Below are 20,263 nucleotides of genomic sequence, written 5' to 3'. Positions count from 1 at the left end.
GGGCTGGTCAGAAGGGCGGGATGTCGTCCTCGACGCCGGGCAGGCCCTGGAACGGGTCGGCCGTCGCCCTGGCCGGCGGGGCCGCGGCCTCGGCCGGCCGGGTCGCCCACGCGGGGAACGGGAAGGCCACGGCCAGCGGCACGGGGATCTCCGGCTGGGCGACGAACATGGTGCCGGGCTTGGCGATCGTGGCGCGTTCCCTGACGGCCGGGGGCAGCCAGCCGTACTCGGAGCGGGCGGACTCGGCGGGGTCCAGGCGGCCGGCGACGCGGACGGCGCTGTTGGAGACGACGCGCCGCTCCACCTCCGAGGCGGTCTGCTGGGCGCCGATGAGGATGACGCCGAGCGAGCGGCCGCGTTCGGCCACGTCCAGCAGGATCTCCTTGATGGGCGAGTCGCCCTCGCGCGGGGCGTACTTGTTGAGCTCGTCCAGCACCACGAACAGCAGCGGCTTGGCCGTGCCGGAGGACTCCTTGCGGTGGAACTCGCCGCGCAGCACCACGCCCACCACGAACCGCTGCGCCCGCTCCGGCAGGTTGTGCAGGTCGACGATGGAGACCTGCGCGTCGGAGGTGCGGATCACGTGGTTGCGGTAGAACGGCAGGTCGCCCCGGACGATCGGCGACAGCGGCTTGACGGCGCTGCGCAGCCGGCGCAGGAAGGCGTTGACGGTGCCGAGCGGGGTCTGCGCGCCGGTCCAGTCGGTGCGGGTGGCCTCGTCCTGCAACTGGTCGGACAGCATCTCGACGAGGTCGCCGAACGTGCGGCAGGACGTGCCCCGCACCATGATCGCGCCGCCCTCCCCCACCGGCTCGGCCCACGCCTTCAGCCGGGCCGCCACCTGTCCCACCAGCAGCGCGTATCCGGCCCGCTCGTCGTCGGCGTCGGCGAAGACGAACCGCAGCAGCTCCTCCTCGCAGAACTCGACCAGCGTCCAGTAGAACGAGCTGACCCCGTGGGTGCGGGCGGAGACGTGCGGCACGCCGTTGGGGTCGCCGGGGCGCGGCGGGGCGAAGACGTGGACGCTGCCGAACGGCCGGGCGGGCAGCCCCAGCCGGGCGTAGACGCTCCTGGCCTGCTCGTCGAGCCGGAGGTTGTCGTGGTCGAGGAAGAGCAGGTCCTCGCCCTTCACGGAGAAGATCAGCGCCTTGGTGTTGGCCGCCTCGCCCTCCAGGACCCCCGAATGGAAGATCGAGTAGAGCAGGAACGTGGCGAACGACGTCTTGGTGGCCACGCCGGACACGCCGGAGATCGACACGTGCGCGCCGCGGGTGCCGTCGAGGAAGTCGAAGTTGACGTACAGGGGCTGGCCGTCGCGGCCCATCCCCAGCGGGATCCGCCGGTCCATCACGTCGAAGTAGAGCGCCTGGTCCCGGTCGCCCGCGCCGGCCAGGAAGACCTGGGAGCCGGGCAGCGGCGGCACGAACACCTCCGGCTCCACCCTCGTCACCCGCACCTCGGCCACCTCGACCACGGCGGCCGGCAGCGCGCCGTCGGCGATCAGGAAGACGTCGGAGTCGTAGGCCGCGCCCTCGTGCCTGGCCTCCACGGTCGTCACCACGCCCGCCACCAGCACGGGACCGTGACCCGGCACCTCCCGCCTGGTCACCACCACGTCGTCGAGCTGGACGACCTTGCCCGGTTCCAGGCCGACCCAGAACGACAGGGGTGAGGCCGCCTGGGTGCCGAGCACCCGGCCGACGGCCTCACCGGCCGCGGGCGTCCCCGTCGACGCCTCGTGGTTGACTGCCCCGTTGACCGTCACTCGTCCCTCCACCCCCACGCATGCCGCTCCAAGGGAGCGTAGTCGGCCCGAGGTGGTGCGTCCGGCTCATTTCGCTCGCTCGCCCTGGCGCTTCGGGGCTCCGCGGGGCGCCGGCATGTGGACCGGCGCCCGGTAAATGCGTTGACGACGCCGCCCCGGGCCGGGTTAGCGTTCCTTGCGTCACGCGCCAGGACGGTCCGGTCAGCGCCGATGACCCAGCCGATTGGAGATCCAGGATGACCTCGCAGCTCGTCGCGCTCTGCATCGACGCGGACGACCCACAGCGGCTCGCGCGCTTCTGGGCCGGGTTACTGGGCTGGGAGACGGCGGGCGGCGCCGACGACGGCATCGCGCTCCTGCCGGACGACGACACCGGGTTCCAGGTCCGGTTCTTCCCGTCCGAGCAGGGGAAGACCGGCCAGAACCAGGCCCACTTCGACCTGACCAGCAATCTCCACGACCAGCAGCGGACGGTGGAGAGGGCGCTCGAACTCGGCGCGCGGCACCTGGACATCGGGCAGGGCCCGGATGCCCCTCATGTGGTGCTCGCCGACCCCGAGGGCAACGAGTTCTGCGTCATCCCGGCGGGCAACAAGTTCCTCGCCGAGTGCGGGTTCGTCGGGGCGCTCGCGTGCGACGGCTCGCAGGAGGTCGGCTACTTCTGGAGCGCGGCGCTGGGCTGGCCGCTGGTCTGGGACCAGGACGAGGAGACCGCGATCCGCTCGCCGCACGGCGGCCCGAAGATCACCTGGGGCGGTCCGCCCGTGGCGCCGAAGAAGGGGAAGAACCGGCTGCACTTCGACCTCGCTCCCCCGCTGAACGGTGATCTGCAGGCGGAGGTCGACCGGCTCGTCTCCCTCGGGGCGACCCGCGTCGGCGCCGGCCGGGCCGGGGGCGGCCGGGTGGAGATGCTGGACCCCGACGGCAACGAGTTCTGCGTGCTGAGCCCCCGCTAGCCGGATCGCGGGGCGCTCATGTCCGGAGCGATCAGGGCGGTGAACGCGCCGGTGAACAGGTCGTGGGTGGACGACGCCGTCCGGGCCCGCTCCAGCCGTACGTGCGGGGCGCGCAGGCCGGGACGCCCGCTGGGCTCACGGGGGTCCTCGACCGGCGCGTCGGGGGCCGAGGTCTCGGCGCGGACGGCCGGGGAGTCGTACCGGTACCCGAAGATCATGGTCAGGTCGTCGACGGCGGTGAGGTCGTCCGCGGTTCCTCCCAGGCGGGCGTCCAGTTGCCGCATGGCCTGCCCCAGGGTCAGCCGCGCGACCAGCCGGCGCTCCTGCTCGCATGTGTCCAGCAGTGCCGGTCCCGCCTGCCCCTTGAGCACGGCGGCGAGCTCCCACGCCACGTTGTGCGCGTCCGCGATACCGGTGCTGGCGCCGAAGGACCCCGTCGGGGGGAGACGTGGGCCGAGTCCCCGGCGAAGAACACCCGGCCGGCCCGGTACCGGCGGGCCACCGACGCGCCGAGCCTGACATCCGTCACCGTCCGGCTCCGGCCCGGCACAGGCGGCACCAGCCTGACGTCGAGATCGGCGATCCCGGTGGCGCCCCGGACGAGGTCGGCGCAGCGCCGCTCGGTGAAGTCCTCGATGCTCTCCCCGGGATGTAGGGGCACCCCGAGCAGCCACCGCCCGGAGCGCCCCCCGCGGCCCCGAGTTCGTCCGGCACTACGCCGAGCAGGTCGTCCTCCTCACCCGGCTCCTGGAACTCGACACCGGCCAGCCGGGCCGCCCGGCGGGCGCGGCGGCCGGCGGCGGGAGCCGGCTCACGGCCGCACGCCCGCGGGGAACCCGGTCCAGCGCAGGTCGGGCGGGAGGTGGCTCATGTCGTTGAACATCACGATCGTGGGCGGCAGGCCGTCGCGGTACTCGATGACCGTCAGCGCGGTGTTGGCGCTGTTCAGCCCGAGCCACCGGGACGGCGGCGCGTCCAGCGCGTGCCGCACCAGCCACGCGATCGGGTACGCGTGCGTCACCAGGACCTCGTGCCGGTCGGGCCGGTCGCCGTCGGGGGTCGTGCCGGGGACCTGCGCGAACCGGGCGACCAGGGCCTCGGCCAGCCTGTGGCCCGAGGCCGCCTCGGCGGCGTCGTAGCCGTCGAAGAAGCCGGCCCAGGACGGGGGCGTCTCGGCCGCGTCGGGGACGTAGGGTACGTGGTCGACGAGCTCGGCGGCCTCGGCCACGGGCACGTCCGGCAGCCGCCGGGCGAGTTCGCGCGCGCTCGCCTCGGCGCGGGGCAGCGGGGAGTGCCACACGGCGTCGACCGGCACGCCGGCGAGCCGTTCGCCCAGCAGGGCGGACTGCCGGTGCCCGAGGTCGGTGAGCTCGCCGAACGCGTCGGCCGCGCCGTGGCGTGCCAGGTAGAGGCGTCTGGTGGCCATGAGGGGTGAGGGACGCGGCGCCCGCGCGGGCCCCGCCTCCCGCCTCCTTCCGTTTTTGAGGGTGGGTGTGCGTGTTTTGAGGGTGTGCGTGCGGGGCGAGTCACGCGCCTTGAGGGGGCCCGCGGGGCGGGTCACGCGCCTTGGGGGGGCGTGTGGGGCGGGTCACGCGCTTCAAGGGTGTTCGTGCGGGCGGGTCACGCGTCGGTCGCCGTGACGGTGCCGGTGGTGCCGTCGACGGTGATGACGGAGTCCTCGCGGAGCTTGCGCGTCGCGTCCGGGACGCCGAGGACGGCGGGGATGGCGTGCTCGCGGGCGACGATCGCGGCGTGGGAGAGCACGCCTCCGGTCTCGGTGACGACACCGGCGGCGATGCGCAGCAGCGGCGTCCAGGCGGGGTCGGTGAAGGGGCAGACGAGGATGTCGCCGGGGCGTACGCGCGCGAAGTCGCCGGGGCCGCGGACGATCCTCGCGGTGCCGGTCACGCTCCCGCGACTGCCCGGCGTTCCGGCGAGCACCGCGCCCGAGCCATCCGAGCCGCCCGAGCCACCCGAGCCGCCCAAGGTGCCCGAGCCGCCCGAGATGCCCGAGGTGCCCAAGCCGCCCAAGGCGCCCGAGCCACCCGAGCCGCCCAAGGTGCCCGAGGCGCTCGGCGTTCCGGTGAGGATGACCGTTGCACCGTCCAGGGCAGCGGCGGGGGGCGGCGGCGGAGGTTCGGCGGTGACCGGCCGCGCCTGGAGGATCCAGGTGCGGCCGCCGACGATCGCCCACTCGATGTCCTGCGGTCCGCCGAGCACGGCGGCGATCTCCCGGCCCAGCTCGGCGAGCCGCATGGCGCTCGCGTCGTCGATCGCCGGTCGGCGCCGGGCGGGCGCGGGCACGTCGCGCGTGACGAGCCGCGTGCCGCGCCGGTCAAGGCGGGTCCGCTTGTCGGCGATGGTACGGGTGACCGACCCGTCCCCGGCGACGCGGTAGGCGTCAGGGGTGACCGTGCCCTCGACGACGCTGGGCCCGAGCCCCCAGGACGCCTCGATCCCGGTGACCCCGTCCGGGTCCGCGGGCGTGAACATGACTCCGGACACCTCGGCGTCCAGGTGGCGCTGGACGATGACGGCCATCGCGAGATCGCCGGATCGACGGGCGCCCGGGCCGGAGGCGTCCCGGTAGCCGATGGCGCGCGGGGAGAACAGCGACGCCCAGCAGTCCCGCACGGCGTCGGCGACCGCGTCGGCTCCGCGTACCGCGAGAAAGCTCTCGTGCTGGCCGGCGGCCGACGCGTGCGCGGTGTCCTCGTTCGATGCCGACGACCTCACCGCCACGGGCGGGTCTCCGAGCTCGGCGAGCGCGCGTCCCAGCGCGCCGGCCAGGGCGGCGTGGACCGGACGGCCCTCGATCGCCCGCCGCGCCGCGCCCGAATGGTCCAGCTTCTCCCACCAGGCCGTGCCGGAATCGCCCGGCTTGGCCCGCCAGGCCGCCCCAAGATCGTCCGGCTTTTCCTGCCGCGCCAGACCAGGATCGTCCGCCTTCTCCTGCCGCTCCGGGCCAGGATCGTCCGGACCCGTGGCCGGCCGTCCGAGGTGCAGGTCGCGGACCGCCGCACGGTAGGCGGCGAACGTGACGACGAAGCCGTCGGGCACCGGCAGACCCGCGCGGAGCAACGCGCCGAGCGCGCCGGCCTTGCCCCCGCACGTATCGGCGACGGCCCCGGTCAAGGGTACGATCACCCACTCCATCCTTTCAACAAATTATTGACAACATTTTGTTGATTGTGCATGATGAGGCCATGTCCCGCAAGCAGGAGATCGCTCACGCCGCGCACGCCGACCACGTCCAGGCCCGACGCGAGCAGGAGGCGCGCCGACATCTCCTGAGCCTCGGCGCGGACGCGCTCGACCCCCGCCCATGGCAGCCCCCGCCCGCCCCGCCGTCGGCGGTCGACCTCGTACGGTTCGCCGTCTGGCGCCACGCCGACCTGGGTCCGGAGGACGTCCTGAACGCGTTGGCGCTCCTGCCCGCCGCCCGCGCCGAGGTCGAAGGACTGGAGTCCGCCCTGCTCTTCACGGCCCGCGGCGCGGGGCTGACCTGGGCGCAGATCGCGTACGCGATGGGCTTCAACTCCCCGCAGGCGTGCCAGCAGCACTACAACCGCCTCACCGCACGACAGGACTCCGGCTCGTGACCCGGCACTCCCCTCCCGGCCTCCTGGCCCTGCACGCGGTGCGCATCTCCGGGTACGCGGACACCCCGGCGATCGCTCACCGGTACGGGCTCGACGCGGCCGGGACGAAAGAGGCGCTGCTCGACGCCGAGGCGCGCGGCTGGGTCCAGCACACCGCCTTCGCCGGCAGCGGAGGCTGGTCGCTGACGGAATCGGGCCGGGCCGAGAACGAGCGGCAGCTCGCGGCCGAGCTCGCGCGCGCCGACGGCGCCGACGAGGTCCGGGACGTCTACCGGGAGTTCCTCCCGCTGAACGCCCTGCTGCTACGGGCCTGCACCGACTGGCAACTGCGGCCCGTCGATGGCGACCGGCTCGCCGCCAACGACCATACCGACGCCGTGTGGGACGCCCGCATCCTCGATGAGCTCGCCGGCGTCGACCGCGCACTCGCGCCGCTCGTGGACCGGCTCGGCGGAGTCCTCACGCGGTTCCGCGGATACGACACCCGGTTCGCCGGGGCCCTGGCGCGCGCCCGCGCCGGGGAGGGCGCCTGGGTCGACCGCACCGACGTCGACTCCTGCCATCGGGTGTGGTTCGAGCTCCACGAGGACCTCATCGCCACGCTGGGCATCGACCGGCGCGCGCACCCCTGAAGGGGCATGACGTCGCGGGCGGGCGGCGGGCGGCGCACGCTGCCCGTCACTCGCCCACGTCGGCGTCCCGGCGCCGGTGCCGCGACCTCCGGGCCATGCAAGTCCCCCCTGGCTCGCCTGACGCCCCGCGACATCAGGGCTGCGCGGGTCCACCTAGCACGCCTGACACCCCGCGACGTCCAAGCCGCCCAGGCCCACCTGACCCACCGCACCCCCTCACGGCGTCCAAGCCCCGCCAATCCACCTGCCCCGCCGCCCCTACGACGTCCAAGCCGCACGAACCCACCTGCCCCGCCGCCCTCACGACGTCCACGCCGCCCAAGCCCACCTGACCGACCGCACACCCCACAGCGTCCAAGCCACGCGGGGCCGCCCGGCCTGCGGTACGCCCCGGCCGTCCGCTCCGCGGCGTCCGCCCAGCACGGCGGGCGGGCAGCACAGCAGGCGGGCAGCACGGCGGGCGGCCAGCGCGGCGGGCGGCCAGCGCGGCGGGCGGGCGGCGCGACGGGCGGGCGAGACGGTGGCCGCTGCCACTGCCAGGTATGCCGCAGTGGTCAGCGCGAGCGGCGCCGGGACACCCTTCGACCGCCGGACGACCACCCAGACGATCCCGGCCGCGCGAGCGAATACGAGCAGCGAGACGGCACCGGTCCCCCGCGCCCGCTGGCCGAAGGAGCCGATCCCCAAGGCGGCCGCGGAGGCTCATCTCGGCATGGTGTGCGGGACGATGCCGTATGCGGCCAGCCGGTCGGGGAGGTCGGCCAGGGCCGGGAGCTGGTCGATGTGGTGCACGCCCCCGGGAAGCTCGCCGCCCAGGACGGCGCGGGTGACGTGCGCGGCGACGAGGGCGGTGGCGCGGCTCTGGGCGTTGCCGGTGAGCGCGAGCGCCACGTGCCGGTCGCGGTTGACCGCGTCGACGCGGACGGCGAACCCGTCGCCGCCGATGTGGACGCGGGACAGCGCGGCGGTGACGAGACGGCGCGCCAGCGGGCCGCGGGCGGCGCGGAACACGCTGAGCCGGCGCAGGCCGGCCAGCAGCGTGGTGGAGAAGGCGGAGTCGAGGCACATCCGGGTGGTCACCGCAGGCACGCCGAGGGTCCGGCGCAGGCTGTGCTGGTCGGAGAAGTCCAGCGGGTAGGCGGTGCGGCGGCCGTAACCGGGCATGACGCAGCGCCGCGAGCCGCCGGCGGCGGGCAGGGAGAGCCGGGCCACGGTCCAGGCCACCGCGTCGGCGCCGTGGTGTTCGCCGGCGCCGAGCAGCACGGTGATGTCGATGCGCTGCGCGCCGCCGACGCGTTCGTGCGCGCGCCGGGCGAGCAGGTTCGTCAGTCCCGGCGCCAGGCCGACGCTGAGGACCGCGGTCGCCCCGCCGGCAGTCGCCCCGCCGGCAGTCGCCCCGCCGGCGATCGCCCCGCCGGCAGTCGCCCCGCCGGCAGTCGCCCCGCCGGCAGTCGCCCCGCCGGCAGTCGCCCCGCCGGCGATCGCCCCGCCGGCGGTCGCCCGGTCGGCGAGGTCCTCCACCTGGCGCAGCAGGTGGTCGGAGGCCCCGACGTCGACCAGGTGGACGCCGCGCGACAAGCAGGTCTCGGCGACGGCGGCGTCGGCCGGTTCGACGCAGAGGACGACCGCCGCGACGCGCTCGGCGTCGAGGAGCCGCTCCAGGCCGGCGACGTCGGCCAGGTCGAGCCGCGCCCTGCGTACGGTGCCGGGCAGCCGGGCGCCGCCGGGACGGCGGCCGGCGGCGACGACCCGGCCGGGAAACCACTCGTCCAGAGTGGTCGAAACCTGGGCGCCCACCGCGCCGTAGCCACCGATCACCAGAATTCCCGACACCCGGCCCCTCCCCCGACTGCGTTTCGCTAGAGGATGACACCAGTCATTCGCTCCGCGCAAGCAGCGTGTCGATCAGGGTCCCGGCCGCCCAGTCGGCCCAGGCGCCGTCGCTCCACCCCCGGTGGCGGGTCAGCAGGCGATAGGTCTCCGGCGCCAGGACGGCGAGGGCCATGTCCGCGGCGCGAAGCGCGTTCAGGCCGGGGCGCAGCGCCTTCTTGGCGGCCAGCGCACCCGTGAACACGGCCAGGACCGTGTGCCGTTGCACGATGTTGGTGTCCCACAGCTCGGCGATCTCGGCGTCCGTGGCGGCGGCCGAGCGGACGACCTCCAGCAGCGCCGCCACCCGGGCATGGATGCCGGCGGTGGCCTCGGCGAGGCGGCGCAGCAGCTCCTCCGGCGGCGCGGCGAGCGCCTCGGCGACCCACGGGCGGTCGAGCGTGGCGACCGGGGCGTCGTCACCGGCCACCTCCACGTCGAGCAGCTCCTTGAGGATCGCGCGCTTGGTCTCGAACGTGAAGTACGTCGTCTGCACCGCCACGCCGGCCCGGGTCGCGATGGCCTGCATGCTCGTGGCGGTGTAGCCGCGTTCGGCGAACAGCTCGCGGGCGGCGGCGAGCATGCGGGCGCGGGTCTGGGCGGCCTTGGCAGCGCGCACCCCCGGCTTGGCCCCCCGCGCACCGGCCCCAGCCCCTCGTACACCGCCCTCGGCCGTACTCACACCGGCCCTGGCCGCCCGCGCACCCGGCTTGACCGCCGGCACACCGGCCCCGGCCGCACTCACATCAGCCTCAGCCGAACTCACGTCGGGCTCGGACGGGCGTGCGCCGGGCCTGGGTCGTGTCACCAGCGATCTCCTCCACTTGACTAGAGCGTAACTCTAGTGCAGTCTTCGCTGAAGTCACGCTCTAGTGAGAGCTCTCGTGAAAGGAGGTGGCGGATGGGCAACCGCACCGTCACCGGTCACACGGCCGCGCTGGTGCTGATCACCGCGGTGGAGCTGGTCGTCTTCCTGGACACCACGGTCGTGAACATCGCCCTGCCGAGCATCGGCGCCGGTCTGCGTCTGGACGAGGCCGGGCTGGCCTGGGTCACGAACGCGTACCTGCTGGCGCTCGGCGGGTGCATGCTCGTCGGCGGACGCGCGGCCGACCTCCTCGGCGCGCGGCGGGTCTTCGGGGCCGGGCTGGCGTTGTTCACCGTCGCGTCGGCGGCGGCCGGGTTCGCGGGCGACGCGTGGGTGCTCGTGGCGGCGCGCGCGGCGCAGGGCATCGGCGCCGCCGTGACGGTGCCCGCCCAGTTGGCGCTGCTGACGCGGACCTTCACCGAGCCGGACGCCCGCCGCCGGGCGTTCGGGGTCTGGGGCGCGATGGGCGCGGCCGGCGCCGCCATCGGCACGGCGACCGGCGGCCTGCTCACCGACGGGCCTGGCTGGCGGTCGATCTTCCTGATCAACCTGCCGGTGGGGGTGGTCGCGCTGGCGTCGATCAGGAAGCTGCTGCCCGCCGACCCGCCGCGGCGCGCGGGGTCCGCCAGGCGGCTCGATCTGCCCGGCGCCGTCCTCGGCACGAGCGGCCTGCTGCTCGCCGGGTACGCGTTCGGCGCGCTCGCCGACCCGGCGGGGCGGACGCCGGCCGCGATCCTGCTGGCGGTCGCGCTGGTGCTGCTCGCCGGCTTCGTCGCCACCGAGGCGCGCAACGCGGAGCCGCTCATGCCGCTCCGGCTGTTCCGGATCCGCCAGGTCACCGGCTCCGCGGTCGTCAACGCGCTGGTCGGCGCGGCCCACGTGCCGGCGTTCGCGCTGCTGGCCCTCTATCTGCAGAACACCCAGCACTACAGCCCCACGCGATCGGGCCTGGCGGTCCTGCCGGTCGCCGCGGCCGGGCTGGTCGCCTCCCGCACCGCGATCCCGGCCGCCGTCAAGCGCTTCGGCGCCCGTACGTTGCTCGCGGCCGGTCTCGCGGCGCAGGCCGCCGCGCTGGCCTGGTTCGCGACGCTGCCCGCCACCGTGGACTACCTCGGCGACGTGCTGCCCGCCGCGCTGCTCCTCGGCGTCGGCCTGCCCGCCTCGTTCGTCGGCGTGACCGCGCCCGCCGTCACCGCCGTGGACCAGGTCGACGCCGGGGTGACCGCGGGCATCGTCAACACGGCCCAACGCATCGGATCGGGCCTCGGCGTGACCGCCGTCCTGGTCCTGGCCTCGACCGTCACCGGGACGGCCGGCTACCTGGCCGGACTCCGGAGCGGCTTCGCCGCCGCGGCGGTCCTCGCGCTCCTCGGCTGCCTGCTCACCCTCGCCCTGCTGCGCCCCACCCGCGACAGCGACAGCGACAGCGAGGGCGACGGCGCGGTCACGGTCGCCGATCGGCGGACCGCGTGACACCCGCCGTCGTCATCATCGGCGCCGGTCCGGCCGGGCTGGCGGCCGGCGCCGCCCTGAGGCGGCGCGGGATCGAGCCGGTCATCCTGGAGCAGGGCGACGCGGTGGCCACCTCATGGCGGCGCCGCCACCAGGAACTGCGCCTGAACACCATCCGCTGGCTGTCCGACCTGCCCGGCCTGCGCATCCCCGGAGCCGCCGGCCGGTGGGTCGGCCGGGACGACTACGTCGCCTACCTCGAACGGTTCGCCTGGCACGCGCGACTCCAGGTGAGCTGTGGCGTGCGGGCCCAGCGGATCGACTCCGTGGCCGGCGGCTGGGAGGTGGACACGAACGCCGGCCCCCACCGCGCCCGACACGTGATCGTCGCCACCGGCCACGACCGTGTCCCCCGCGTGCCCGACTGGCCCGGCCGGGCGGGCTTCCGGCGGCCGATCCGGCACGTCGCCACCCTGCGCCGCGCCGCCGACCTCGCCGGCGCCCGGGTACTGCTCGTCGGCGCCGGCAACTCCGGCGTCGAGATCGCCGGCCACCTCGTGGACGCGGGGGTCGAGCGGCTGTGGATGTCGGTGCGCAGCCCGCCGACCATCCTGCCGCGGCAGCTCCACGGCGTGCCCCTGCACCCGCTCACCGTCGCACTGCGTCCGCTGCCCGAACGGGTCCGCGACCGTCTCGCCCGCGCCGTGGCGGACCACGCGTTCGGTGACCTGAGCGCCTACGGACTGCCCGCCCCGCGGCAGGGCCCGTTCGAGCGCATGCGCACCACGGGCGTCACCGTCGCGATCGACCAGGGCTTCGTCGGGCACCTCACCGCGGGCCGACTGCGCGTCGTCGCCGTCGTCGACCACCTCGACGGTGACGACGTCGTGCTGCGGGACGGCGCCCGGTTGCGGCCCGACATCGTGCTGGCCGCCACCGGCTACGACCCCGGCCTCACCGAACTGGTCGGGCACCTCGGCGTCCTCGGCCCCGACGGACGTCCGCATCATGACGCGGGCGGGCGTCCGCATCGTGACGCGGGCGGGCATCCGCCCGCGGCGGGGCTCTGGTTCGCCGGCTACCGACCGGCGATCGAAGGCACCCTGCGCCGGCATCCGATCGAGGCCCGGCGGATCGCCCGCGCGATCGCCCGCGGCTCCTGAACGAGCCTCCGCATCGCCCGCGGCTCCCGAGCGAGCCTCCGCATCCCTCGCCGTCATCCCCTCATCCACGTTGGAGGTCACCATGTCCATCCGCCACGTCAGCCCCGTGCCCAGGAGATCAGCCAGCGGCCGGGTCGCCGAGGTGTACGCCCAGTCGACGGCCGACTTCGGGCAGGCCGCGCTCATGATGCTGTCCCCCGCACCGGAACTCCATGCCGCCGCCTGGGCCGTGCTGCGCGAGTCGGAACTGGCGGGACTCGCGCCCCGCACCGACAAGGAAGTCGTGGCCGTGGCCGTGTCACTGGCCAACGGGTGCAGGTTCTGCATCGACGCCCACACCATCCTCATCCACGCCCTCGGCGAGCACCAGCTCGCCGAGGACCTGCTCCACGACCGGACCCCGGCCGACCAGCACCGGGCCGCGCTGGTCACCTGGGCGAAGGCCACGCGCACCCTCCACCCGGCGGATCTGGCGTCGCCGCCGTTCCGGGCCGAGCTCGCCGCCGAGTACATCGGCACGGCCCTGTCGACCCACTTCGTCAACCGCATGTTCTCCACGCTCACCGACGAGCGGCTGCTCCCCGGCGACCTGCAGCGAGCCCAGCCGGTACGCCGGGCCGGCGCCCTGGCCTACACCCGCACCGTCCACCGGGAACTCGGGCGCGGCGACAGCCTGCCGCTGCTGGCCGGCATACCGACGGCGCCGTCGCCCCTCTGGGCCGGCGAGACGCCGATGGCGACCGCGTTCGCCGCCCTGCGCGGCGCGGCGGCCGCCGGCGCCACGCTCCTGAGCGAGCAGAGCCGGCTCCTGCTCCGGGCCGCGGTCGCCGAGCCCGCCGCCACCGGCGCGCAGCCGCACGGCCCGTGGCTGAGGCAACGGCTGGCCCGGCTGCCCGAGGCCGACCGGCCCGCCGCCAGGCTCGCCCTCCTGGCCGCCCTCGCGCCGCACGACGTCACCGAGGCGGACGTCGCAGCGTGGCGCGCCACGACCGGCGCTACCGACGCCGACCTGGTACGCCTGCTCGGCTACGGCGCCATGACGGCGGTGGACCGGATCGAGGAAGCCATCACCAGCCCGGCCCCGACCCGATGACGACCGGCGCACCCCAGGAGCGAACCCCATGACGACGACGCCGGACCCCTCCCCCACCGCCCGTCCGCCGATCGGCGTGACCGCGATCGGGACGGTCCACAACGAACGCCCGGACCCGGCGGACACCGACCACTGGGGCGAGGTGGAGAGCACCATCCTCGTCGAAGCCCGCTTCGGCGACCGCTGCCTCACCGGCCTCGACGGCTTCTCCCACGTCGAGGTGGTCTTCTCCTTCGACCGTCTCCCCGAACGCGACGACTACCGCCCCCTCCTGCGGCCGCGCGGCCGGGCCGACCTCCCCGAGGTCGGGGTGTTCGCCGACCGGGGACCACGCCGGCCGAACCGGATCGGCTGCACCGTCTGCGCGGTCGTCTCGGCGGAAGGGAGGGAACTGCGGGTACGCGGCCTGGACGCCGTCACCGGCACCCCCGTCCTCGACATCAAACCCGTGATGCGCCAGTTCCTGCCGGACTCCGTCCGGCAGCCCGCATGGGTGGACCGCCTGATGGCCGAGTACTTCTGACCGTCAGGAGCCGCGCGGGGTCACCAGGCCGCACTCGTAGGCGAGGACCACGAGCTGGGCGCGGTCACGGGCACGGAGCTTGGCCATGGCCCGGTTGACGTGGGTCTTCGCGGTCATGGAGCTGATCGTCATGCGGGCGGCGATCTGGTCGTTGGACAGGCCCTTCGCCACCAGGGCGACGGCCTCGCGCTCGCGGCCGGTCAGCTCCTCCAGCCCGGCGCCGGCGTCCGTGTGCAGGGGCTCGGTGACGTACCGGTCGATCAGCCGGCGGGTGATCGACGGCGCGAGCAGGGCGTCGCCCCGCGCGGCCACGCGTACGGCGTGCAGGAAGTCCTCCGGCACGACGTCCTTGACGAGGAAACCGGCCGCGCCGGCGCGCAGGGCGTTGTAGACGTACCTGTCCAGGCCGTAGTTGGTGAGGATGACGACATGCACCCCGGACAGGCCTGGATCCGCGGCGATGCGCCGGGTCGTCTCGATGCCGTCGACGCCCGGCATCTGGACGTCGACGAGCGCGACGTCGGGCCGGTGCTCCCGGACCAGGGCCAGGCCCTCCTCCCCGTCGCCGGCCTCGGCCACCACCTCGATGTCGTCCTCCAGGTCGAGGAGGACGCGGAATCCGCTGCGGATGAGCGGCTGGTCGTCGACGAGGAGGACCCGGATCACGGCGTGCCGTCCACGGGAAGTTCGGCCTGGACGGTGAACCCGCCCTCCTCGCGCGGCGCCGCCCGTAGGCGACCGCCGAGCGCCGTGACCCGTTCGCGCATGCCGAGCAGTCCGACGCCGGGCACCGGAGCCGTGTCCGGCGTGGCCGCGCCGTCGTCGTCGATCCGTACCGCGAGGGCGTCGGGACGGTAGTCGATCCGGACCGACGCCGTCGCCGCGGTGGCGTGACGGGCGACGTTGGTCAGGGACTCCTGGACGATCCGGTAAGCGGTCCTGTCCACCGCGGCCGGCACGTCATGGCGTCGTCCCCCGACCGTCAGCGTCGCGTCGAGGCCGGCCGCCCGAGCCCGTTCCACCAGTTCGGGGACCTGGTCGAGCCCCCGGGGCGGGGGCGGGTCGTCGTCGCGCAGGGCCTCCAGCGTCGCCCGCAGCTCCCGGGTCGCCTCTCGGCCGGCCTCCTGGATCGCCAGCAGCGCCTCGGGCACCTGTTCACCCCGCTTGCGGGCCACGTGAACGGCGACCTCGGCCTGCACCTTGATGATGGAGATCTGGTGGGTGAGCGAGTCGTGCAGCTCCCGCGCGATGCGCAGCCGTTCCTCGTCGGCGCGATGCCGCGCGGTCTCCTCCCTGGTGCGCTCGGCCTCCTCCGCCCGCCGCTCGGCCTGCCGCAGCGCCTCCCCCGCGGCGCCGGCCGCGACCAGCCAGGCCAGCTCCAGCGCGCCGCGCGCCCGCGCGAACGCCTCGCCCGTGTCGTGCAGGCCCGCGGCCAGGGCCGCGAGCGGCAGCAGGGCCAGCATGGCCACGCTCGCGGCCACCGTGACGGCGCGGTGTCCCGCCCGCACGGCGGCGTACACCGCGAACAGGTACGCGACGGCCGGCACGTCGAACCCGGCCGCCTGGTAGCCCACCGCGCACAGCCCGGTGACGGCCAGGACCACGACCGGGGCCCGGCGGCGCGCGGCCAGCACCAGCCCGCCGGCCGTCAGCAGCGCGTAGCCGAGCACGCCGGCGTACGCGGCGGAGCGCTCCCCGGACAGTGCGGTGACCAGCAGCGCCGCCGCCACGCCGGCGGCGATCGCCCAGTCGACGACACCTGCCCGGACACCGGGGCGCGCTGTGCTCATGCGCGGCACCCTAGCCGGACCTTCGCGCGGGCGACTCCCCTCCAGGGATGACCGGCGTCTACCGCGTTCGCGGTACCCGCGCGGTTCCTGCGGCGTCCACGGTAGACGGCTGCGGCGTCGGCGGCAGCGCGCATCACCCACGTCCGGCGGACGACCGGCGGTGGGCGCGGCGGACAGGATCAGGCGACGTCCCGTCATCGGGGACACGTCGCCGGAGGAGAAGGAGCACCTCATGCCCGTCCGTCACCTGCTCGCCCTAGCCGCCGCGGCCGCCGCGGCCGCCCTGCTCGCAACCGTCGGGCTCGCCGCCCCGGCGGCCGCGCACGCCCTGGTCCAGCCGGCCCCCGTCGGCGCCTACGCCCTGACCGCCGGGCGGCTCTGGTCCCTGGTGGGCATGGCCCTGGGGCTGGCCGGGCTGGTCGTCGGCGGGCTCGCCCTGGCCCGCTCCGCCGGCCGGATCGGCCGCGGCCCCGGGAGAAAGGGGGCGATCGCGTCCCTGACGGCGGGGACGGTCGGCGCGGTCATCGGCGGGCTTGTCGTGGCCGCCGCCGAGGGAGGTCCCGGCACCGGCTACGGCATAGTCGGGGGCTTCCTGGCCATAGGTGTGGGGCTGATCGCCATGGTCCTCGGCGGGCTGGCTCTGGACCGCCTCCGCCGCGGCGGACTCCAGCGCGCCGCGGACCCGCGTCCCAGATAGCGGCCCCTCCTCTACCGCCAGTCGGTGTCAGCGCCGGGCCCGCGGCCGAGGGCGGCCCGCACCGCGATCAGCGTGTACGCGCCGAGCACGGCGAGCCCGGCCCACCACGGCAGCGGGAAGTACCCGGCCGACGGCGCGTAGTGCGCGGTCACCTGCGGGTACTCCACCATCGTCTGCTGGACGGCGAAGCCCGCGGCCGGGGTGAGCCGAAGCAGCCACTCGGCGACCGCGTCGGGCAGCAGCGGAACCATCGCGACGGCGTAGGGCAGGGCGACCAGCGACAGCCCGAGGAGGATCGCCGCCCAGCCGCGGCGCAGCCACACGCCGAGCCCGTACGTGAGGACGGCGCACAGCGCGAGCACCACCGCGATGCCGATGACCACCCGGGCTCCGTCCGGCACCGGCAGCGGCGACACCGGGATGCCGTTGCCCTTGAGGAGCGCCGTGCCCACGGGGAGCGCGACGCCGACCGCGACCAGGCCGGTGACGAAGGCGGCCGCCCCGACGACGGCGGCGCGGGCGGCGACCACCGGCCGGGAGGCCGCCGCGCGTCCCGTGCGTGCGCCGTGGCGGGCCGCGACGACGAGCACGACGACCAGCCCGATCACCAGGCCGGGCAGCGTCGTCTCGACGGTTCGCGCGCCGTCCTCGCCGCGCGGCCCGATGTCGCCGGTGCCGCTGACCGTGATGACGCCGTCCTTCTCCACGGCTCCCGAGGCGTGGTGGAGCTTCTCCCAGTCGGTGTGGTTCATGCCGCCGACCGGGGTGCTCTTCCACCCGCCGGTGGCGCCGCCGGTGACGGCGACGTGGTCGAAGACGCCGACGGCCTGGGTGAACCGGACCTGCTCGATCGTCCCGCCCAGGCCGATCTCCTGGAGGGTGAGGTCGCCGGGAGAGGTGGCGAACAGGCCCACCTGCACGGCGTCCGGCAGCCCGTCGAGCCGGGCCGTCGCGACGGTGCGCCACCGCTCGCCGTCCGCCGACTCGGCGCCGGTGATCAGGTCGCCGGAGCGGGTCAGGCGCAGCCAGCGCGGGAACCGCGGCGAGCCGTCGCCCGCGCTCCCGGCGACGTCGTGCTCGTAGTCGTACTGGAAGCGCACGCCGTGGCCGCCGGTCATCATGAGCGCCGCGTACCGGGAGCCCTGTCGCACGCCGTCCTTGACGATGATCCCGGCCTTCGCCCAGGGCACCAGTCCTTGCACGATCCGGTCGTGGTCCGGCGGAGGATAGGTGATCGTCCCGGTCATCGACGTGACGCGGACCGTGATGGAGCCCTGACGGCCCAGGTCGCGGTGCAGGAACCAGAACCGGTCGCTGACGATCGAGCCGTCCCCGGCGACGGGGACGGCCGGGCAGGGCCCGTCGCAGGAGGAGCGGTTGGCGGAGGCGGACAGCAGGCCCAGCGCTATGACGGTGAGCGCCGCGGCCGCCAGGGCGATCAGGCGGGCCGGGCGGCGGAAGGCGGCCCATTCGCTGCGCAGGAGTGGGGTGGTCGACATGCCACCGGTTCTACGGATCGGCGGGTGACACGGCCCGAAGCGGCGCCGTCATGCCGCTGTTAGGTCCGGCAGGGCATGCTGGAGGGCATGATCGGGCTGCGCAACGGGACCGTGGGGGTACGGTTCACCCTCTTGTACGCCGTCGTGTTCCTGCTGTCCGGCGCCGGCCTGCTCGGCCTGACCTTCATGCTCTCCGGCGGGCGGATGAGCAGCGTCGCCCCGGCCGGGAGCCCCTCCGCCCAGGCCGGCCTCGTCGCGGCGCGGCAGCGCATCCACGTGCTGGAGGAGCAACTGGCCGCGGTGCACGCGCAGCAGTCCCGCCAGCTCCTGGCCGGCTCGCTGCTGGCGCTGGTCGTGATGGCGCTCGTCTCGTTGCTGCTCGGCAGGGTGCTGGCCAGGCGTGTCCTGCGGCCGCTGCGGCTCATCACCAGCGCCACGCGGCGCATCTCGGCCGACAGCCTGGACCGGCGGCTGGCCGTCACCGGTCCAGCCGACGAGGTCAAGGACCTCGCCGACACCATCGACGAGCTGCTCGAACGGCTGGAGACGTCGTTCGCCGCGCAGCGCCGCTTCGTCGCCAACGCCTCTCATGAGCTGCGTACGCCGCTGGCGACGATGCGCGCGTCGCTGGACGTCGCGGTCGCCAAGCCCGGCCCGGCCGCCTCGACGGTCGCGCTCGCCGACCGGGTGCGCACGCAGCTCGACCGGGTCGATCACCTGCTCGACGGGTTCCTCGTCCTGGCGCGGGCGCAGCACGGCGCGCTGGCCGACGCCGCCCGGGTCGATCTCGGCGACCTCGTCGGGGCGGCGCTGCGTGAACGGTCCGCCGACGCGCGGCGGAAGGGGCTGAGCGTGACGGTGGACGTCCCGCCGGGAACGGCGACGCAGGGCAGCCCGGCGCTGCTGGCGCGGCTGGTCGGCAACGTCGTCGACAACGCCGTGACGCACAACGAGGACGGCGGATGGATCGGGATCAGCGGATCCGCCGGCGACGAGGAGACGGTGCTGGTCGTCGAGACCGGCGGGCGGATCCTCGACCAGCGGGAGGTGGACCGGCTGGCGCGGCCCTTCGAACGACTCGGCGGCGAGCGCACCGGCTTCCCGGGCCCCGGCGGCGGGCGCACCGGTTCCTCGGGCCTCGCGGACGAGCGCGCCGGCTCCCCCGGCCTGGGCGGCGGGCGCACCGGCTCCTCGGGCCTCGCGGACGAGCGCGCCGGCTCCCCCGGCCTGGGCGGCGGGCGCACCGGCTCCTCGGGCCTCGGCCTGTCGATCGTGGCCGCCGTCGCCGCCGCCCACGGCGGCCGGCTCGCCCTGCTCGCCCGGCCGGAGGGCGGCCTGCGCGTGTCGGTCGCTCTTCCCCCGGCGAGCGACGCGGCGGTCGCGGCATGAGGATCCTCGTCGTCGAGGACGACCACGCCCTGGCCGAGGTCGTGGCCGAAGGTCTGCGCGACCAGGGGATGGCCGTCGACCTCGCGTACGACGGGCTGGCCGCCGCGGCCAAGCTCGACCTCGCCGCGCACGACGTGGTGGTCCTGGACCGTGACCTGCCCGGCCTCCACGGCGACACGCTCTGCCAGATGATCACCGAGCGCGCGCACCGGCCCATGGTGCTGATGCTGACCGCGGCGAGCGCGCCCGGCGACCGGGTCAGCGGTCTGACCCTCGGCGCCGACGACTATCTCGCCAAGCCGTTCCACTTCCCGGAGCTCGTCCTGCGCATCCGGGCGCTGGCCCGCCGCAAGCCGGACGCGCGGCCGCGGACGCTGCGCGCGGCCGGGATCGAGCTGGACCCGGTACGCCGGACCGTCGTCCGCGACGGACGGCGGCTCGGCCTCTCGGTCAAGGAGTTCGCCCTGCTGGAGGCGCTGCTGCGGGCCAGCCCGGGTTTCCTGAGCGCCGAGACCCTGCTCGAGAAGGTCTGGGACGAGTACGCCGACCCGTTCACCAACACCGTCGCGGTGACGGTGGGCCGGCTGCGGCGCAAGCTCGGCGACCCGCCGGTCATCGCGACGATGCCGGGAGTCGGCTACCGCATCGGCGGCTAGCTGTATTGACCACGGGCGTTGTTAACAGTGGGGGTTGATCATAGGAGAGGCCTCCGGTGTGGTGTAGGTGTCGAATCTGCAGCACACACGGAGGCCTCGTGTCCCACCGTAACGCCCGGCTGACCGTTCATGGTCGCCGTCTGCTCGTTCACCGCGTCCTGTCCGGCCGCCCGGTCGCGCATGTGGCCGCCGAGATGGGCATCTCCCGGCCCACGGCCTACAAGTGGGTACGTCGATGGCGCGACCATGGCGAAGCGGGCTTGCACGACCGCTCCAGCCGGCCCCATACGACCCCGCACCGCACCGCGG

20 protein-coding genes and 1 pseudogene are annotated in these 20,263 nt (G+C 75.1%); 11 read left to right on the top strand and 10 right to left on the bottom strand.

All coding sequences use genetic code 11. The annotated features are described in order from the left end of the window. Positions 1 to 7: 7 nt before the first annotated feature. Positions 8 to 1,765, bottom strand: a complete 1,758-nt coding sequence (locus tag HTZ77_RS21015; RefSeq protein ID WP_175591357.1) for an ATP-binding protein — start codon at positions 1,763 to 1,765, stop codon at positions 8 to 10. A gap of 236 nt (positions 1,766 to 2,001) precedes the next feature. Here HTZ77_RS21015 and HTZ77_RS21010 point away from each other — a divergent pair, with 236 nt between their 5' ends. Further along, positions 2,002 to 2,721 (top strand): VOC family protein, encoded by a 720-nt coding sequence (locus HTZ77_RS21010; protein ID WP_175591356.1) that lies wholly within the window; start codon positions 2,002 to 2,004, stop codon positions 2,719 to 2,721. Here the strand turns inward: HTZ77_RS21010 and HTZ77_RS48290 are convergent. The 3 genes and pseudogenes from HTZ77_RS48290 to HTZ77_RS46400 all read right to left on the bottom strand — a co-directional run bounded on the left by HTZ77_RS48290 (position 2,718) and on the right by HTZ77_RS46400 (position 5,868). Continuing rightward, positions 2,718 to 3,382, bottom strand: a pseudogene (locus tag HTZ77_RS48290) (FAD-dependent monooxygenase). The gene HTZ77_RS21010 and the pseudogene HTZ77_RS48290 overlap by 4 nt on opposite strands. A gap of 150 nt (positions 3,383 to 3,532) precedes the next feature. Further along, a complete protein-coding gene (locus HTZ77_RS21000) occupies positions 3,533 to 4,147 on the bottom strand; it encodes a histidine phosphatase family protein (protein WP_175591355.1) in 615 nt (204 codons plus the stop codon). A gap of 194 nt (positions 4,148 to 4,341) precedes the next feature. After that, positions 4,342 to 5,868: a PEP/pyruvate-binding domain-containing protein gene (locus HTZ77_RS46400; protein WP_328808675.1), complete on the bottom strand. Its 1,527-nt coding sequence runs from the start codon at positions 5,866 to 5,868 to the stop codon at positions 4,342 to 4,344. Positions 5,869 to 5,927: 59 nt separating this feature from the next. On the opposite strand from HTZ77_RS46400, the gene HTZ77_RS20990 reads away from it, so the two are divergent. Then, positions 5,928 to 6,323, top strand: a complete 396-nt coding sequence (locus HTZ77_RS20990; protein ID WP_175591353.1) for a DNA-binding protein — start codon at positions 5,928 to 5,930, stop codon at positions 6,321 to 6,323. After that, positions 6,320 to 6,955, top strand: a complete 636-nt coding sequence (locus HTZ77_RS20985; protein WP_175591352.1) for a transcriptional regulator — start codon at positions 6,320 to 6,322, stop codon at positions 6,953 to 6,955. The genes HTZ77_RS20990 and HTZ77_RS20985 overlap by 4 nt, the downstream gene beginning before the upstream one ends. A gap of 300 nt (positions 6,956 to 7,255) precedes the next feature. Here the strand turns inward: HTZ77_RS20985 and HTZ77_RS20980 are convergent, their stop codons facing one another. Genes HTZ77_RS20980 through HTZ77_RS20970 form a run of 3 tightly spaced genes read right to left on the bottom strand, consistent with a single transcriptional unit; the run spans position 7,256 to position 9,443 of the window. Then, positions 7,256 to 7,642: a hypothetical protein gene (locus tag HTZ77_RS20980; protein WP_175591351.1), complete on the bottom strand. Its 387-nt coding sequence runs from the start codon at positions 7,640 to 7,642 to the stop codon at positions 7,256 to 7,258. A 15-nt stretch (positions 7,643 to 7,657) separates the two neighbouring features. Beyond that, a complete protein-coding gene (locus HTZ77_RS20975) occupies positions 7,658 to 8,788 on the bottom strand; it encodes a saccharopine dehydrogenase NADP-binding domain-containing protein (protein ID WP_205303001.1) in 1,131 nt (376 codons plus the stop codon). Between the two features lie 43 nt (positions 8,789 to 8,831). Further along, complete coding sequence (locus HTZ77_RS20970) at positions 8,832 to 9,443, bottom strand: TetR/AcrR family transcriptional regulator (protein WP_328808674.1); 612 nt, start codon at positions 9,441 to 9,443, stop codon at positions 8,832 to 8,834. Between the two features lie 282 nt (positions 9,444 to 9,725). Between HTZ77_RS20970 and HTZ77_RS20965 the strand changes: the two genes are divergently transcribed. From HTZ77_RS20965 to HTZ77_RS20950, 4 genes are all read left to right on the top strand, one after another. Then, positions 9,726 to 11,165, top strand: a complete 1,440-nt coding sequence (locus HTZ77_RS20965; RefSeq protein ID WP_175591350.1) for an MFS transporter — start codon at positions 9,726 to 9,728, stop codon at positions 11,163 to 11,165. Then, positions 11,162 to 12,307, top strand: coding sequence for a flavin-containing monooxygenase (locus HTZ77_RS20960; protein WP_175591349.1), 1,146 nt, complete (start codon positions 11,162 to 11,164; stop codon positions 12,305 to 12,307). The genes HTZ77_RS20965 and HTZ77_RS20960 overlap by 4 nt, the downstream gene beginning before the upstream one ends. A gap of 82 nt (positions 12,308 to 12,389) precedes the next feature. Then, positions 12,390 to 13,400 (top strand): carboxymuconolactone decarboxylase family protein, encoded by a 1,011-nt coding sequence (locus tag HTZ77_RS20955; RefSeq protein WP_175591348.1) that lies wholly within the window; start codon positions 12,390 to 12,392, stop codon positions 13,398 to 13,400. A gap of 28 nt (positions 13,401 to 13,428) precedes the next feature. After that, positions 13,429 to 13,923: an SAM-dependent methyltransferase gene (locus HTZ77_RS20950; protein ID WP_175591347.1), complete on the top strand. Its 495-nt coding sequence runs from the start codon at positions 13,429 to 13,431 to the stop codon at positions 13,921 to 13,923. Between the two features lie 3 nt (positions 13,924 to 13,926). Here HTZ77_RS20950 and HTZ77_RS20945 read toward each other — a convergent pair whose 3' ends face one another. Both HTZ77_RS20945 and HTZ77_RS20940 read right to left on the bottom strand, forming a co-directional pair. Continuing rightward, positions 13,927 to 14,589 carry a response regulator gene (locus tag HTZ77_RS20945; protein ID WP_175591346.1) on the bottom strand — a complete coding sequence of 221 codons (663 nt, stop codon included), beginning with the start codon at positions 14,587 to 14,589 and terminating at the stop codon, positions 13,927 to 13,929. Then, entirely contained in the window at positions 14,586 to 15,713 is a 1,128-nt protein-coding gene (locus tag HTZ77_RS20940) for a sensor histidine kinase (RefSeq protein ID WP_175591345.1), read from the bottom strand. Before HTZ77_RS20940 ends, HTZ77_RS20945 begins: the two co-directional genes overlap by 4 nt. Positions 15,714 to 15,945: 232 nt before the next feature. Here HTZ77_RS20940 and HTZ77_RS20935 point away from each other — a divergent pair, with 232 nt between their 5' ends. Beyond that, positions 15,946 to 16,410: a DUF6223 family protein gene (locus tag HTZ77_RS20935; RefSeq protein ID WP_175591344.1), complete on the top strand. Its 465-nt coding sequence runs from the start codon at positions 15,946 to 15,948 to the stop codon at positions 16,408 to 16,410. 11 nt (positions 16,411 to 16,421) lie between these two features. Here the strand turns inward: HTZ77_RS20935 and HTZ77_RS20930 are convergent, their stop codons facing one another. Then, positions 16,422 to 17,909 (bottom strand): DUF1349 domain-containing protein, encoded by a 1,488-nt coding sequence (locus HTZ77_RS20930; protein WP_175591343.1) that lies wholly within the window; start codon positions 17,907 to 17,909, stop codon positions 16,422 to 16,424. Between the two features lie 75 nt (positions 17,910 to 17,984). On the opposite strand from HTZ77_RS20930, the gene HTZ77_RS20925 reads away from it, so the two are divergent. The 3 genes from HTZ77_RS20925 to HTZ77_RS20915 form a co-directional block, all read left to right on the top strand. Further along, the gene (locus HTZ77_RS20925) at positions 17,985 to 19,298 is read left to right on the top strand and encodes a sensor histidine kinase (RefSeq protein ID WP_235994946.1); all 1,314 of its coding nucleotides are present in this window, start codon (positions 17,985 to 17,987) and stop codon (positions 19,296 to 19,298) included. Then, positions 19,295 to 19,954 (top strand): response regulator transcription factor, encoded by a 660-nt coding sequence (locus HTZ77_RS20920; RefSeq protein ID WP_175591342.1) that lies wholly within the window; start codon positions 19,295 to 19,297, stop codon positions 19,952 to 19,954. Before HTZ77_RS20925 ends, HTZ77_RS20920 begins: the two co-directional genes overlap by 4 nt. Positions 19,955 to 20,052: 98 nt before the next feature. Then, the coding region (locus tag HTZ77_RS20915; RefSeq protein WP_175588630.1) for a helix-turn-helix domain-containing protein at positions 20,053 to 20,263 on the top strand (211 nt) is incomplete at its 3' end.

Origin of the sequence: Nonomuraea montanisoli (assembly GCF_013363975.1) — a bacterium.
Lineage (GTDB): Bacteria > Actinomycetota > Actinomycetes > Streptosporangiales > Streptosporangiaceae > Nonomuraea > Nonomuraea montanisoli.
This window is presented reverse-complemented; position numbering and strand designations above follow the sequence as displayed.